The 16,106-nt window shown below is 71.5% G+C and carries 9 protein-coding genes and 1 riboswitch; of the genes, 6 read left to right on the top strand and 3 right to left on the bottom strand.

Going from position 1 to position 16,106, the window contains the following annotated elements; all coding sequences use genetic code 11:
• Positions 1 to 12: 12 nt before the first annotated feature.
• Positions 13 to 1,776, bottom strand: coding sequence for a sensor histidine kinase (locus tag BUB75_RS08760; RefSeq protein WP_073254057.1), 1,764 nt, complete (start codon positions 1,774 to 1,776; stop codon positions 13 to 15).
• A gap of 83 nt (positions 1,777 to 1,859) precedes the next feature.
• The gene (locus tag BUB75_RS08755; RefSeq protein ID WP_073254054.1) at positions 1,860 to 4,265 is read right to left on the bottom strand and encodes an AAA family ATPase; all 2,406 of its coding nucleotides are present in this window, start codon (positions 4,263 to 4,265) and stop codon (positions 1,860 to 1,862) included.
• A 145-nt stretch (positions 4,266 to 4,410) separates the two neighbouring features.
• On the opposite strand from BUB75_RS08755, the gene BUB75_RS08750 reads away from it, so the two are divergent.
• The 6 genes from BUB75_RS08750 (at position 4,411) to groL (ending at position 13,486) form a co-directional block, all read left to right on the top strand.
• Positions 4,411 to 7,230 (top strand): CocE/NonD family hydrolase, encoded by a 2,820-nt coding sequence (locus tag BUB75_RS08750; protein WP_073254051.1) that lies wholly within the window; start codon positions 4,411 to 4,413, stop codon positions 7,228 to 7,230.
• Positions 7,230 to 8,108, top strand: a complete 879-nt coding sequence (locus tag BUB75_RS08745; RefSeq protein WP_073254046.1) for an ABC transporter permease — start codon at positions 7,230 to 7,232, stop codon at positions 8,106 to 8,108. Before BUB75_RS08750 ends, BUB75_RS08745 begins: the two co-directional genes overlap by 1 nt.
• Positions 8,109 to 8,322: 214 nt before the next feature.
• Positions 8,323 to 9,114: a sporulation protein gene (locus BUB75_RS08740; RefSeq protein WP_218617387.1), complete on the top strand. Its 792-nt coding sequence runs from the start codon at positions 8,323 to 8,325 to the stop codon at positions 9,112 to 9,114.
• A 153-nt stretch (positions 9,115 to 9,267) separates the two neighbouring features.
• Positions 9,268 to 9,399, top strand: a riboswitch (SAM riboswitch).
• A gap of 9 nt (positions 9,400 to 9,408) precedes the next feature.
• On the top strand, positions 9,409 to 10,686 hold the full coding sequence (gene thrC, locus BUB75_RS08735; RefSeq protein WP_073254039.1) for a threonine synthase: 1,278 nt from the start codon (positions 9,409 to 9,411) through the stop codon (positions 10,684 to 10,686).
• Between the two features lie 471 nt (positions 10,687 to 11,157).
• Entirely contained in the window at positions 11,158 to 11,376 is a 219-nt protein-coding gene (locus BUB75_RS08730) for a cold-shock protein (RefSeq protein ID WP_073254036.1), read from the top strand.
• Between the two features lie 481 nt (positions 11,377 to 11,857).
• Positions 11,858 to 13,486: a chaperonin GroEL gene (groL, locus tag BUB75_RS08725; RefSeq protein ID WP_073254033.1), complete on the top strand. Its 1,629-nt coding sequence runs from the start codon at positions 11,858 to 11,860 to the stop codon at positions 13,484 to 13,486.
• Positions 13,487 to 13,571: 85 nt separating this feature from the next.
• Here groL and BUB75_RS08720 read toward each other — a convergent pair whose 3' ends face one another.
• Positions 13,572 to 16,004 (bottom strand): S8 family serine peptidase, encoded by a 2,433-nt coding sequence (locus BUB75_RS08720; protein ID WP_073254030.1) that lies wholly within the window; start codon positions 16,002 to 16,004, stop codon positions 13,572 to 13,574.
• Positions 16,005 to 16,106: the final 102 nt, after the last annotated feature.

Genomic DNA, 16,106 nt, shown 5'->3' with positions numbered 1-16,106 from the left:
GACTGCAGCGGGTCAGTCGCAAGGCAGGCTGACCCGCAGGCGGGTACCGGCACCGACGGCACTCTCGACGGTGGCCCATCCGTGCAGCGCACGGATGCGCTCGGTGATGCCGGCCAAGCCCCCGCCGGGCATCACGCGCGCACCACCGGGTCCGTCGTCGGTGACCGTGCCGTGCAGCCACCCGCCCACCTCGGCGACCTCGATCCGCACCCGCGCGTCGGGTGCGTACTTGGCCACGTTGGTCAGTCCTTCGCAGAGCGCGAAGTACGCGGTCGCCTCCACGGCGGGTGGCTGCCGTCCGGTGTCCACCGCGAGGTCCACCGCGAGCCCGAGCCGATCGGCGACGCCGAGCAGCGCCGCGCGCAGCCCGTGGGTCCGCAGCACCGGCGGATGTAACCCGCGTGCCAGCGCCTGCAGGTCGTCGATCGTCGCGCGTACCTCGTCGCGGCAGGACACGGCCACCAACCGCACCGGCTCCGGCAGACCGTTGTCCGCTAGTCGGGTGAGCTGCGCCGAGAGCGCGACGAGTTGCCGCTGCGCTCCGTCGCGCAGGTCGTTCTGGAGCCGCTGTCGCTCGGCGGTCTCCCGCTCCTCGACCCGGGCCTGTGCGGCGAGCACCTGCTTGAGGTGCGCGGTCGCCACCGCCTGCAACTGGGCGGTGAGCAGCGCCTGGCTCCCGGCGCGGAGGACGGCGTCCACCATGGCCGGACGGAGCCGCAGCCGCTCGTCGAGCGCGACCAGGGCCAGCGGCAGACGCTCGTCGGTCCGAGCCTCGACCCACCACCGGCCGGTGGTCGCGGTCCGGTCGACCGGGCGCCTCACCAGCCGCCCGGCCCGGTCCACGTAACTCTGCTCGGCCGGCGCCCAGAACAGCAGCTCCAGCGCCGGGTCGCGCAGCGCCGAGGCCAGCGCGTCCCGCACCGTCGCCACCGACGTGGTCGCCGACGTCATCCGGACCACCCGGTTGGGCGCCTCGACCTCACGCCAGCGCTCCCGGAGTACCCCGGAGAGCACGGCCAGCGGTATCGCGATCGCGATCGCGTTGAAGCTGACGTAGAACGCCAGCAGCGCGTCCAGGTCCGTCCAGGCATCGGTCTGCACGGTGAGGACCGCGGCGGCGCCGCCGGTGACGCCGGTGGCCAGCAGCACGGGCAGCGTGCCCGGGCGTTCCAGTTCGGACAGGCGACGGGCGCCGCGCACCAGCAGCACGAGGTACCAGACCACGAGCACCAACTGCGCGGCGATCACCACCCCGATCGTTCGGTCGAAGATCCACCGCTCGGACGCGAGGTTCGGCCAGAACACGTCCGGATCGAGGCCGTTCCACTCCGGACGCGAGACCAGTTGCACCATGAGCTGCCCGACGATCAGCACCACGATCGCGTACAGCACCCAGGCTCGTTCGGGACGCCCGGTCGGACGCCCGCTCGGGTACAGCAACACCGCGCAGCCGGCCAGGACGTACAGCGCACCCTGGCCGTAGAACGAGATCATCGGCCAGATGCCGCTGTTCCAGGACGCGAGCCAGGCCAGCGAGCCGCAGACCGAACCCACCAGGAGCAACACCCCGGTCCGGCGACGGCGGTCACCGGTGCCCACGAGCAGGCCGCCGGCCGCACCGAACGCCGCGCAGCCCGCGCACGTCAGCAGGCCGGAGAGCACGTGCTCGCGCCAGTACGGTGCGCCGCAGACCAGCGCCAGCACGCCGGTCGTCAGCCCGGCCAGCACCGCCCGACCGGCCTGGCCGGGAACCGGCAGGACCGAGCGCGGGACCACTGCGCCTCCGGTTGGTGCTCCTCGGCGTCCTCTGCGGCGGATCGTACGGCTGCGCGGACGATTCCGCTGACCCCTAACAGGGGTCAGCGGGCCTCGCGTTTCTCCGCGTACGCCGCGAGGTGCGCGACCTGCACCGGGTCGAGCGACGGCCGGACCCGGCCCTGGGCGGTACGGAGGTGGGCGGCGGTCACCTCGGCGGTGTCCATCGACTCGCGCATCGCGGCGAGCGCGGCTTCCCGTACCAGCGCCGCGCAGTCGGCTGACGAGAAGCCGTCCAGTTCACCGGCGACTTCGTCCAGGTCGATGTCGTCGGCGAGCGGCACCTTCCGCGAAGCCGCCCGGAGGATGTCCGCGCGCGCTTCCCCGTCCGGCGGCGGCACGAACACCAGCCGCTCCAGCCGGCCGGGCCGGAGCAGCGCCGGGTCGACCATGTCCGGGCGGTTCGTCGCACCGATCACGACGACGTTGCGCAGCCCCTCCACGCCGTCCAGCTCGGTGAGCAGCGCGGCCACCACCCGGTCGGTGGTGCCGCCGTCGGTGGCCTGGCCACGCACCGGGGCCAGCGCGTCCACCTCGTCCAGGAACACCAGCGTCGGCGCGGCCTCCCGGGCACGGCGGAACAGCTCCCGCACCGACCGTTCGCTCTCTCCGACCCACTTGGTGAGCAGCTCGGCGCCCTTCACCGCGAGCACGTTCGCCTGACCGGTGCCGGCCAGCGCCCGCACCAGGAACGTCTTGCCGCACCCCGGCGGCCCGTAGAGCAGCACGCCGCGCGGTGGGTCGATGCCCAGGCGGGTGAACGTGTCCGGGTAGCGCAGCGGCCACAGCACGGACTCGGTCAGCGCCTCCTTGACCTCCTTCATGTCGCCGACGTCGTCCAGCGAGAGCGACGCCACCTCGAGCGTCGACTCGGCCATCGACGTCGGCCGGACCGACCGGATCGCGGCGTCCAAGTCGCTCTTCGCGATCTGGGGCGTGTCGTCGTCCCGCTGCCGGATCGCCGCCCGCACGCCCGCCTCGCGCACCAGCGTGCCGAGGTCGGCGGCGACGAACCCCGGCGTGCGGGCCGCGATGTCGTCCAGCGACACGTCGTCGGCGACCGGCAGCGCGCGGGTGAACAGCGACAACAGCTCACGTCGCTCGACGGCGTCCGGCATCGGGACCCGCAGCTCGTGGTCGAGCACGCCGGGGCGGCGCAGGCCGGAGTCCACGTCCTCCGGGCGGCTGGTCGTGCAGACGACGGCGGTTCGCCCGGCGCTCACCAGGTTGGAGATCAGCTGGGTGAGGACGGTGGCGAGCGGCCCCGGATCGGTCCGTGGTGCCAGCGCCTCGACGTCGTTGAGCAGCAGCACGGTCGGCTGCTCCGCGGTCGCCCTGGCGGTGGCCCGGCGGAGCACGTCCGCGGCCGCGTCCGGCGCCACCGCGGCCAGGCCGGGGCACCAGATCCGCAGCACGGCGGCGCCGGTGGCCTGCGCGACCGACCGCACGAGCGTCGACTTACCAGCCCCCGGCGGCCCGGTGACCAGCACGCCGAGCTGCACGGTGGTGCCCAGCCGGTCGAGCACCTCGCGGTGGTGGAACGCGAGGTCGAACAGCTCGGTCAGGTGGGCGGCCTGGCTGCGCAGGCCGATCAGGTCGTCCGGTGGCCGGGGTTCGTCGTCGACCGCGGCTCCGGGCTCGCCGAACAGGTGCTGCAACTCGTCGGGCACTGCTCGGCTGCGGACGCTCGACGCGCCGGCAGCGCTCGCTACGGCCCCGGCCGCCCCGGAGATCCCGGATGTCGGCGTCCCGGGAGCCGCGCCGCGAAGCCCGGCGGCCCCGAGCCCGCCACCCGCGCCGGAGGGCCGCGAGCCGGCGCCTGACCAGGCCGCGGTGGCCGCGCCGCGACCGCCCCACACCGCGCCGCCCGACCCCTCCGACCAGGTGACGATCGTGTCCGGGGTGACCAGCGCGGCCGTCTCCGGCTCGGCCGACACGACCGTGAGCAGCGCGGCCGTCCAGCCGCTGCCGACCGCGTTGGAGAGGCTGCGTCGCGCGGACTCCACCAGCGGGCGGTGCGGGTGCGCCGGGTCGAGGTCCTGGGGCAGCAGCGAGACGTCGTCCCCGCTGGTGATCACCTTGCTCAACAGTGCCAGCCGGAGCATCTCCGGCGAGACCGCGGCGACCACCGTGGCGTCCCCGGCGACCGTGATCGTGCGCGCCGCTTGCACCGGCGCGGGGCTGACGTCGACCGGGGCACCGTCCCGGACCCGCAGGTTGCCCATCGTCAGGTCGTCGGCGAGCAGCAGGCCTCTGGCCGAGCTCGGCTCGCTCGCGGTGGCGATGCCCGCGGAGGTGCGTTCGGCGCTGCGGAGCAGCACCGGGTCACCGGGCCGCAGGTCGAGCGCGGCCAACACCTCCGGATGGAGGCGCACCAGCCCGCGCCGGGCGTCGAGCACAGCTGAGCGCAGGCTGGCGGTCAGTGTTAGCGAGGGCGGCTCAGAGGTCACGCCAGCAAGTCTGCGGTGTGCCGCAAGCTTTTGGCGCTCGCCGGCCGGTTGAGTGGAGCTGACAGGCGGCTGAGAGGTCAGCCGACTCTCAGGAAGGCCGACCTAGGGTGAGGACGTGAAGCCAGACGAGCCCAGCGGGCGGGGCATGCCGGGACCGGCGCGGACCGGCTGGCGTGCGGTGTTCACTCTTCGGCGAATTGTCACCGCGCTGGTCGTGATCGCCGCCGTCGCCGCGTTGATCACCTGGATTCGCTGGCCGGAGGGCGAGTCGGTCCGATCGACCGCCGCGATGGTCACCGTGCAGTCCGGCCCGGCGCGTAACCAGCCGATCGAGCTCGACACCACGGTCTACGTCCCGGAGAGCGCGTCCGCCGACCACCCGGTCCCGGCGGTGCTGCTGGCCCACGGGTTCGGCGGCAGCAAGGCCAGCGTCGCCGCCGACGCGCGCCGGCTGGCCGGACAGGGCTACCTGGTCATGACGTGGAGCGCCCGCGGGTTCGGCCGCTCCGGCGGCACGATCTCGCTGGACGACCCCGACTACGAGGTCAACGACGCCCGCGCGCTGATCGACCGCCTCGCCACCAGGGACGACGTCCGGCAGGACGCCGACGGCGACCCGCGCGTCGCCGCGGTGGGCGGCTCGTACGGTGGTGCGCTGAGCCTGCTGCTGGCCGGCTACGACCAGCGGGTCGACACGGTCGTCCCGCAGATCACCTGGAACGACCTCGCGAACGCGTTCTTCCCGGAGTCGACCGGGGCGGGCCCCGCCGACGGTGTGTTCAAGCGTTCCTGGGCCGGGCTGTTCTTCGGCAGCGCGAGTGCCGGTGGCGCCACCAGCGCCGGTGACCTGGCCGCGCTGCTCGGCGCCCGCCAGGACGCGAACGGTGAGATCGACCTGAGCACGGTCGACCCGTCAAAGGCCGACGAGCTGGTGCAGTGCGGGCGGTTCGAGCCTGAACTGTGCAAGCTCTACCTCGAGGCGGCGACCACCGGGCGGGCCACCCCGGCGATCGTCGAGCGGCTCCGGCGCGCCAGCCCGTCGAGCGTGCTGAGCCGGATCACCGCCCCGACGCTGCTGATCCAGGGCCAGGCCGACACGCTGTTCCCGCTCTCCGAGGCCGACGCCAACGCGCGCGGCATCGCGGCGACCGGTACGCCGGTGCGGGTCGCCTGGTACGCCGGGGGCCACGACGCCAGCGCGTCGACCCGCGAGACCGACCGGGTCAACGCACTGCAGCTCGCCTGGCTCGACCACTACCTGGACGGCACCGGACCGGCGCCCGACGACGAGTTCAGCTACACGACGGCCGGTGCGATCAGCGTCCGGGACACCCGGCCGACCACCCGGATCTACACGCTGGACGACTACCCGCCCGGCACCGGCGACGGGTACCGCGTCCGGCTGAACGGGATCAGCCCGCAGCCGGTCGCGAACCCGCCGGCCGGTACACCGGCCGGGCTCTCCTCGCTGCCCGGCGTCGGTTCGCTGACCAGCCGTCTCGGCAGCGCGGGCATCGACGTACCCGGTCAGTTCGCCGCCTACAGCGGCGTCGAGCTGGCCCGCCCGGTGGACGTCGCAGGCACGCCGACGGTCCGGCTCCAGGTCGCCTCGCCGACCGGCGAAGCCGTGCTGTTCGTCAAGCTGTACGACGTCGACGCGGACGGCCGGGCCACGCTGCCCGGCGGTTCGGTGGCGCCGATCCGGCTGACCGGCCTCCCGCGCACCGCCGAGACGATCGGCACCGCCCCGCCGGTGACCGTGTCGCTGCCCGCGATCGGCCACCGCTTCGAGTCCGGGCACAGCGTCCGACTGGTGGTGGCCACCGCGGACCAGGCGTACGCCGGGCCGGCCGCGCCCGCCGTCTACCAGGTCTCCGTGCAGGCGAACAGCCTGCGGTTGCCCGAGGTCAGCCCGGTGCCGGTCGCGGACTCCACCGGCGTCTGGGTCTGGGTGCTGATCGGTCTGCTGGCCGCGGTGGCCGTCGGGGTGACGGTCGCGGTGCTCGTCGTACGGCTGCGCCGCCGCAGGCAGGACGTGGCGGTCGACCCGGACGCCGCGGGTTCGCCGCTCGTCGTCCGCGGGTTGAAGAAGGCCTACGGCGACGGGTACCTCGCGGTCCGGGACCTCTCGTTCACGGTCGAGCCCGGCCAGGTCGTCGGCCTGCTCGGTCCGAACGGTGCGGGTAAGACGACCGCGCTGCGGATGCTGATGGGGCTGATCCGGCCCACCGGCGGCGAGATCCTGGTCTTCGGCCACCGGATCGTCCCGGGTGCGCCGGTGCTGTCCCGGATCGGGGCGTTCGTCGAGGGACCCGGCCTGCTGCCGCACCTCTCCGGCCTCGACAACCTGCACCGGTACTGGCAGGCCACCGGACGCCCGGCCGAGTCCGCTCGCCTGGAGGAAGCGCTGGAGATCGCCGGCCTCGGCGCTGCCGTGCACCGGAAGGTGAAGACCTACAGCCAGGGCATGCGGCAGCGGCTGGCGATCGCACAGGCGATGCTCGGACTGCCCGACCTGCTGGTGCTCGACGAACCGACGAACGGGCTCGACCCGCCGCAGATCGCGGAGATGCGCTCCGTGCTGTCCCGGTACGCCACCGACGGGCGGGCCGTGCTGGTCTCCTCGCACCTGCTGGCCGAGGTCGAACAGGTCTGCAGCCACGTCGTCGTGGTCAGCAAGGGCGTCGGTGTGGCGGCCGGGCCGGTCACGGAGATCGTCGGCGAGGGCCGGTCGGTCCTGGTCGAGGTCGCCGACGGCGATCGGGACGCCGCGCTGACCGCGCTGAAGGCCATGCCGGGCGTCGAGCTGGTGAATCCGAACGGCCGCGGGCTCGTCGTGGAACTGGCCGGTGCCGAACGCAGCGACGTCGTCCGCGAACTCGTCGGCGCGGGCGTCGGCGTCGAGCGGCTGGTCGCCAGGCGTCGCCTGGAGGACGTGTTCCTCGAACTCGTGGGAGAGAACTGATGAGCGAGGTCTCCACACCCTCGCGTTCGGCGGGCGGCGAAGCCGCCTACCGGCCGGGCCGGACGCTCCGCTTCGGCGCGGAGGTGCTGCGGCAGCTCACCCGTCGCCGAACCCAGATCGCGCTCGGGTTCCTGGTTGTCCTGCCGCTGATCCTGGTGGCCGCGTTCAAGATCGGCGTGCCCGACGACCCGGACTCGGCCGAGGAGGGCACCAGCCTCGCCGACCTCGCCACGGCGGGGGCTGCGAACTTCACGCTGTTCGCGGTCTACGTCGCGTCGAGCTTCCTGCTGCTGGTCGTCGTCGCGCTGTTCTGCGGTGACACGGTGGCCAGCGAGGCCAGCTGGGGCACGCTGCGCTACCTGCTGGCTTCGCCGGTGCCGCGCGGACGGCTGCTCCGGCAGAAGCTGACCGTCGGCCTGGCCTACAGCGGGTTCGCGCTGCTGCTGCTACCGACCGTCGCGATGGTCGCGGGGACGATCGCGTTCGGCTGGGAACCGCTGCGCACGCAGCTCGGCGTCGACATTCCGGCGTGGGAAGCGCTCGGCCGGATCGTGCTCGCGGTCGGTTATATCGCGGTCACGTTGCTGCCGGTGGCCGGACTCGCGTTCTACCTGTCCGTGCGGACCGACGCCCCACTCGGCGCGGTCGGCGGCGCGGTGATGCTGTGGATCATCTCCAACATTCTCGAAGCGGTCACCGCACTCGGAGATCTTCGCGGGCTGCTTCCGACTCGTTACGGAACGGCATGGCTCAGCTTGCTGTCCTCGCCGATCGACGCCGAGGACATGGTGAAGGGCGCGGTATCGGCGGTGGCGTACACGACCGTCTTTCTCTCGCTCGCGTGGTGGCGTTTCCTCCGTAAAGACATCGTCAGTTGAGCGGGCCGGTCGTAATTCCGACCCGCTCGGCAGGTATTCGTCGGTCCGGGGTCACCCGACGGGATCATCCGGTAGTCGCATCCCTGACGAGTGCGTCCCTTTCTGCGGCGCGGGCTGCGATTATGGCGGCGCGTCAGCAAGCTCCTCGATTGCTGCCCGCGTTGCCGTGCCCGGCACGGCAGTAGCCCATCTCAGCAACGTTAAGGATCGCGTGATGTTCAAGAAGCTCTCGGCGATGTTCGGCGGCGGGGCCTCCGTCGATACCGTGCTCGCCTCTCCGCACACCCAGCCGGGCGATCTACTCCGCGGCGAGGTGCGGATCAGCGGCGGCAACGTCGAGATGGTCGTCGACCGGGTCGAGCTCGAGCTGGTCGCCAAGGTCGAGGTCGAGGGCGAGACCCTGGGCGGGGACGACTACGAGCACAACACGATGATGGCGTTCCAGCGGCTGCACCTCGGGCACCGCTTCAGCCTCGCGCCGGGTGCGCAGCACGCGGTGCCGTTCGAGCTGGCGGTGCCGTGGGAGACGCCGATCACGAGCGTCAACGGCTACCCGCTGCACGGCATGCAGCTCGGCGTCCGCACCGAGCTGGAGCTGGCCGGCTCGCTCGACAAGGGCGACATGGATCCGATCCAGGTCAACCCGCTGCCGGCGCAGGCCAGGCTGCTCGACGCGTTCAGCCGGCTCGGCTTCCAGTTCAAGGGCGCCGACCTGGAGCGGGGGACGCTCTACGGTTCGCGGCTGCCGTTCTTCCAGGAGATCGAGTTCTACCCGGCGCACCAGTACGCGGGCGCGATCAACGAACTCGAGGTCACGTTCATCTCCGGTCCGCAGTCGATGGACGTGCTGCTGGAGCTCGACAAGCGCGGCGGGTTCCTGAGCTCGGGCAGCGACGCGTACAACCGGTTCACGGTGCAGTACGCGGGCGCTGAGCAGCTCAACTGGGAGCAGTGGCTCCACGAGCACCTGCAGATCCTCACCCAGCGGCGAGGGATGTTCCACTAGAGCTCTTACGGGGAATGCGGACGTCGCGGGGCGGCGTCCGCTTCACTGTGTAGTCGCGGCGTGCACAGTGAGGTAGGCAACTCCCAGGGGATGGGAGCAAGCGGACGATCGGCGGAGCGGGCGTCGTAAACTAGGCGACACAACTGCATACGGAACTCATCCAGAGGGGCAGAGGGACACGGCCCGGCGAAGCCCCGGCAACCATCGCATCCATGCAAATCTCGCGCGGCGAGGCAGGTGCGACAGGTGCCACTTCCGTCCCGGTTGATCCGGGAGAGATGAGGTAAGCCTCGCATGACTTCGCTGCTCGGTGCCCTGAACACCGCAAACTCCAGCCCTGCCCGCGTCCTTCGCTGTCGCAACTGCGGCGCTGAGTTCCCGCTGATCGCGGTCCACGCCTGTGCCGAGTGTTTCGGCCCGCTGGAGGTCGGCTACGACGCCGACGCGCTCGCGTCGGTGACCCGGGAGCAGATCGAGGCGGGACCGCAGAACATCTGGCGCTACGCGCCGCTCCTTCCGGTGGGGCAGAACCCGGACGACAGGGTGAGCCTCAACCCCGGCCTGACGCCGCTGGTCCGCGCCGACCGGCTCGCCGAGGCGATCGGCCTGAACGCCCCGCTCTGGGTGAAGGACGACTCGGCCAACCCGACCCACTCGTTCAAGGACCGGGTCGTCTCGCTCGCGCTCACCGCGGCGAAGGGCCTCGGCTACAACGCCGTGGCCTGTGCGTCCACCGGCAACCTGGCCAACTCGGTGGCCGCGCACGCCGCCCGCGCCGGCTGGCAGGCCACCGTGTTCATCCCCTCGGACCTGGAGCCGAGCAAGATCCTGGCGTCGGCGGTCTACAACCCCCGGCTGGTCGCGGTCGAGGGCAGCTACGACGACGTCAACCGGCTGACCAGCGAGCTGCAGGAGGACGAGGCGTTCGAGGCCACGGCGTTCGTCAACCAGAACGTGCGGCCGTACTACGCCGAGGGTTCGAAGACGCTCGGGTACGAGGTCGCCGAGCAGCTCGGCTGGCGTCTGCCCGCGCAGGTCGTGGTGCCGATCGCGTCCGGGTCGCTGCTGACGAAGATCGACAAGGCGTTCGGCGAGCTGGTCAAGGGTGGTCTGGTCGCGGACAGCCCGTGGCGGGTGTTCGGCGCGCAGTCCGCGGGCTGCTCGCCGGTCTACACCGCGTTCGCCGAGGGCCACGACGTCGTTCGCCCGGTGAAGCCGACCGGCATCGCGAAGTCGCTGAACATCGGGAACCCGGCGGACGGCCCGTACGTGCTCGACGCGGTCCGCCGCACCGGGGGCGCGATCGCCGCGGTCGGCGACGACGAGATCCGCGACGGGATCCGGCTGCTGGCCGAGACGACCGGCATCTTCGGCGAGACCGCGGGCGGCGTGACCGTCGCGGTGCTGAAGAACCTGGTGGCCTCCGGCGAACTGGACCCGAACGCCGAGACCGTCATCTTCAACACGGGTGAGGGGCTCAAGACCGCCGACGCGGTCGAGGGCCACGTCGGCCCGACGCACCGGATCGCCCCGTCCCTGCGTGGCGCGCGCGAGGCGGGGCTGCTCGACTGAAGGTTGTCCGACGTCCGAACGGCTCCGCGTACTAGCGCGGAGCCGTTCGTTTTAGGGCGGACGTGACTAAGTAGAATAAATATGCATATAGCGGTGCGAATAACGCGTTGATTAGCGAGGAGCGGTAATTCGGACTGCATTTAGTTAATAGCTCTTACTCAGACCAATGGTGCTCGTGTTTCTGCTGCTCTTGGCCGGGTTCCTGCTCGGTTGAGTGCGGATCGGATATCTGCGGGAATGCGGATCGCGGCGGGGATATCTGAACGAGTGTCGAAGCTTCCCCGGGTAAGCATGCCCTTTTCGGAGCGTCACTTTCGTACTGCCTAGAGGTCCGGTACCGTCCTCACCGGTCGTAGTTCGTTCTTGTCAGTGTTCGTGCTTTGTGGCAGTGCGGGGCTCTTGGACGAAGACCCGGGGCGCATGGTCAAGGAGTGCGTCTCCGCGGGCAACAGCAAGTGAGGGAAGTGCACAGTGGCGCAGGGCACTGTCAAGTGGTTCAACTCCGAGAAGGGCTATGGCTTCATCGCCGTCGACGGCGGCGCTGACGTCTTCGTCCATTACTCGGCAATCTTGATGGACGGGTACAAGGCTCTCGAAGACGGCCAGCGGGTCGACTTCCAGGTCACCCAGGGCCCGAAGGGTCCGCAGGCGGAAAACGTCACGGTACTCAGTGGCGGGCCCGCCTCCTAGGTCCAAACTTCGGCGGGGCCCGTTCCGGTGGGTGCGACCGGAACGGGCCCCGTCTGATTTCTTGCCGACCGTGCGCGATCGTCCGCCCTTCGAGCGGAATCCGCTCGGCGCATTTCCGCGCGCATTCCGCGGATGACGCGTGTTGGTGAGAAGTCGGGCTCGCATTTCTCCGATTCCCGATCGGGTCGTCGGATTACCCGCCGGGCGCGGTGTGTGGTTCCGTCGCGCGCCCGGATCGGTGACATGTCTGCGCAGGCCACCGGACGCCCCGCGTTTGCTTGCACTCTCCTGGGTCGAGTGCTAAACAGGGCATTGGCACTCGGTAGTCTTGAGTGCCAGGTCGGGGAGGTGAGGCTCCCGGCTCGTCGGTCCGTGCCGACGCAGTGGGGGGTCGTCCGTCGCGGGCGCCGTTCCGACCGTGCAGTCTCCGGTTGTCCTGCGCGGCATCCGGGGGTCCTACACCATCGGAGGACATCACCGAATGGCCAAGTTGATCGCGTTCGACGAGGAGGCTCGCCGCGGCCTCGAGCGGGGCATGAACCAGCTCGCCGACGCCGTGAAGGTGACGCTCGGCCCCAAGGGCCGCAACGTCGTCCTCGAGAAGAAGTGGGGCGCGCCGACCATCACGAACGATGGTGTGAGCATCGCCAAGGAGATCGAGCTCGAGGACCCGTGGGAGAAGATCGGCGCCGAGCTCGTCAAAGAGGTAGCCAAGAAGACCGACGACGTCGCCGGTGACGGCACCACCACCGCGACCGTGCTGGCCCAGGCGCTGGTCCGCGAGGGCCTGCGCAACGTGGCCGCCGGCGCGAACCCGATCGCGCTGAAGAAGGGCATCGAGGCCGCCGTCGCGTCGGTCTCCGAGGCCCTCGGCAACGCGTCGAAGGAGATCGAGACCAAGGAGCAGATCGCCTCCACCGCCTCGATCTCGGCCGCTGACACCTCGGTCGGCGAGATCATCGCCGAGGCGATGGACAAGGCCGGCAAGGAAGGCGTCATCACCGTCGAGGAGAGCAACACCTTCGGGCTCGAGCTCGAGCTCACCGAGGGCATGCGCTTCGACAAGGGCTACATCTCGCCGTACTTCGCCACCGACACTGAGCGGATGGAGGCCGTCCTCGACGACCCGTACATCCTGTTCGTCGAGGGCAAGATCTCCACGGTGAAGGACCTGCTCCCGCTGCTGGAGAAGGTCATGCAGGGCGGCAAGCCGCTCGCGATCATCGCCGAGGACGTCGAGGGCGAGGCTCTCGCGACCCTGATCGTCAACAAGATCCGGGGCACCTTCAAGTCGGTCGCCATCAAGGCGCCGGGCTTCGGTGACCGCCGCAAGGCGATGCTGGCCGACATGGCCATCCTCACCGGCGGCACCGTGATCAGCGAGACGATCGGTCTCAAGCTCGAGAACACCACGGTCGACCTGCTGGGTCGCGCCCGCAAGATCGTCGTGACCAAGGACGAGACCACTCTCGTCGACGGCTTCGGCGACGCGGAGCAGATCGAGGGCCGGAAGAACACGATCCGGGCCGAGATCGAGAACTCCGACTCGGACTACGACCGCGAGAAGCTCCAGGAGCGCCTCGCCAAGCTGGCCGGCGGCGTGGCCGTCATCAAGGTCGGCGCGGCCACCGAGGTCGAGCTCAAGGAGCGCAAGCACCGCATCGAGGACGCGGTGCGTAACGCGAAGGCCGCCGTGGAGGAGGGCATCGTCGCCGGTGGTGGCGTCGCGCTGCTCCAGGCGTCGGCTGTCGCCTTCGAGAAGCTCGACCTGTCGGGTGACGAGGCGACCGGTGCGAACATCGTCAAGGTCGCGCTCGAGGCTCCGCTCAAGCAGATCGCGGTGAACGCCGGTCTCGAGGGTGGCGTCGTGGCGGAGAAGGTGCGCAACCTTCCGTCGGGCCACGGCCTGAACGCCGCCACCGGCGAGTACGTCGACCTGGTTGCCGCGGGCATCATCGACCCCACCAAGGTCACCCGCTCGGCGCTGCAGAACGCTGCTTCGATCGCCGGCCTGTTCCTCACCACCAACGCGGTGGTCGCGGACAAGCCGGAGAAGGCCGCGGCCCCGGCCGGCGACCCGAGCGGCGGCATGGGCGGCATGGACTTCTGAGTCCCGCCTAGCAACTCGCACCGCCAAAGGGGCGGGCCCGGTGTCTACCGGGCCCGCCCCTTTCGCGTCGAGTCGCTTCCCCCAGTCAACGGGGGGCTGGTGGGGTTTGGCGGGCCAGGGCTACCGCGGCAGCGGCGTCTACCTCGCCCGCGCCGACAACGTTCCGGGCGCTGTCGCCGCAGGCCTCGTCGTCTGCGTCGAGCGAGATCTCCTGTGCGGTGGCGCGGAGGATGGCGGCGGTGCGGGTCACGTCGCCCCGCAACGTCGGGACGGCCTGCCAGATCAGCGCGACGACGCCCGCCACGTGCGGTGTCGCCATCGAGGTCCCGGACAGTTGCGCGTACCCACCCCCTGGCCACGCCGAGAGCACGTCGACCCCCGGCGCGACCAGGTCGGGCTTGGCGTCCGCATCACCCGGCACCGGGCCCCGGCTGGAGAACGACGCGATCTTCCGGTTGTCGTCGACCGCTCCCACCGTGAACGCCGAGTCGTACCGCCCGATCGGATCGGTGATCGTCCGGCACCTGGGTCCGGTGTTCCCGGCAGCCGCGACCACGAAGATGCCCGCGGCGCTCAGCGCCTCGACCGCGGGCTCCAGCGTGCCTGCCGCGCACCCCTCCAGCTCCGGGCACCCCCAGGAGTTGCTGAGCACGTCGGCGGCCCTGGTCGGGTCGCCGTCGGTGAACGGGTCACCGCCCGCCGGGAACGGCGCCAGCATGAACTGCAGGCAGCCCAGGTAGTACGCGGGGTTGCCGAGCGGCCGGGCGAGGTTCGCGCACCCCACCCAGCTCGCGCCCGGCGCCACGCCCACCTGCTTACCGACCGCGGTCGCCGCCGTGTGCGTGCCGTGCCCGTTCGCGTCGTTCGGGGACGTCGTCCGGTACCACGGGTCGTACCAGCTGTCGGCGCCGCCGCGGTACCCGGCGCGCAGCGTGGGGTGGGTGGCGTCCACACCGCTGTCGGAGAAGCCGACGACGATCCCGCGCCCGTCGATGCCGTCGCCCCACACGTCCGGTGCGTTGATCGCCGTCAGGTTGGTCGGTGTGCTGGTCGGCGCCGGGACGTTCTGCGCGTCGGGGCTCCCCTCGTCGGGGATCGGCCGCAGCTCCGGGTTCGGTTGTGTCGTCGCGACGTCGTCCCGGGACGCCAGCACCGCCCGGATCAGCGGCGTGTCGTCGACCTCGATCGCGTTGACCAGGTAGTACGACGTCGGGTCCGCGTCGTGGCTGCGGAGCGCGTCGAGCAGGGGCGCCTGCGTCCGCCGGGCGTGTTCGACCAGCACGCGGTGCACCGCGCTCCGCCGCGCGACCAGACCCGTCTCGGTGTTGGCCGCCGCGGTGACGTTGGCCTGGCTCTTCAGGACGACGAACAGCCGGTCGCCGTGGAAACCGGACTGCCCGGGGCCGAGCCAGACCGCCGCGGACGCCACGACCAGCGCAACAACCAGCGCGCCCACCACCACCCGCCCCCGCACCGCCGCCCGCCCCGCGGCCGCAGCAGCCTCCGGCGGCGCGGGCTCCGGCGGTGTGGCTTCGGGGCGCGGGGTTGGGTGTGGTGCGCGGCGGGCGCGCAGGGTGAGTACGAGCGCGACGATCGCCCCGACGACCAGCGCCAGCCACGCCGAGCTCCCGGTGCCGATCGTCGCCCAACGCGGGACGTCGTCCGGAATCAGCAGAAGCGAGATCTCCTCCGCGTCCACCAGCGCGAGGGGACCGAATGCGGCGACGGCCACCAGCAGAGCGTCCGCCCAGCGACGGGCCGGGTTCGCGCACGCCACCAGCAGACACGCGGCGGGCAGCACCGCGAGCAGGAGCAGCTGGGCGCCCGGCGCGCCGTAGGCGCCCGCGAGCAGGGTCAGCGGGACCGCCACCACCAGCGCGTCGAGCACCAGACCGGCGACCGGACCACCCACCGGCACCCGGACCGGCCCGGTCCGACGCAACCGCGACACGAGCACACCGAGTGCGAGCGCGGCAACCACGGCCGCGGCCGCGTCGAGCGGACTGCCCAGCGCACCCACCCACCACCAGGGCAGCAGGACGATCAGGCCGGTCGCGGTGGCGAGGGCCGTGCCGAGACCGACGATCCGCGTCCCTGACGGCTCCTGGCCCATCCGGAACCGCCCGACCAGCACCGCGAGCACGAGCGCGACCAGCGCCTCCAGCGCCGCGACCGCGGTGTCACCGGCCGACCACGGCACGATCCGCACCAGCCCGATCAGCGCGGCGCAGGCAGCCGCGAGCGTCCAGGAGCGCGCGACCCCAGCGATCACCGGACGCTTCACCAGCAGCCAGGCCAGCCCGGCCGGAGCGCCCGACACCAGCGCGGTCGCCACGGTGAGACCCGGCCAGTACGCTCCCGGCCGGTCGTACCCGGTGATGACCAGCACTTCGGCAACCACCCACGCGACCGACTGACCGATCGCGGTGACCGCGACCGCCCATACCCCGGCCAACGACACCAGCGTGGGCGCGACCCACCGCGGAACACCGCTGGGAACCGGCGCATAGGGCTGCATGCGCGCACGGTATCCGGCGCCCACGACACTCCGGCCCTACGCCCCCGAACCGCCCTCGGGCGGACGAACAGAATTCCCCCTGGTCTGCCGAGTGGGCGATCA

This window comes from Cryptosporangium aurantiacum (assembly GCF_900143005.1).
GTDB lineage: Bacteria > Actinomycetota > Actinomycetes > Mycobacteriales > Cryptosporangiaceae > Cryptosporangium > Cryptosporangium aurantiacum.
This window is presented reverse-complemented; position numbering and strand designations above follow the sequence as displayed.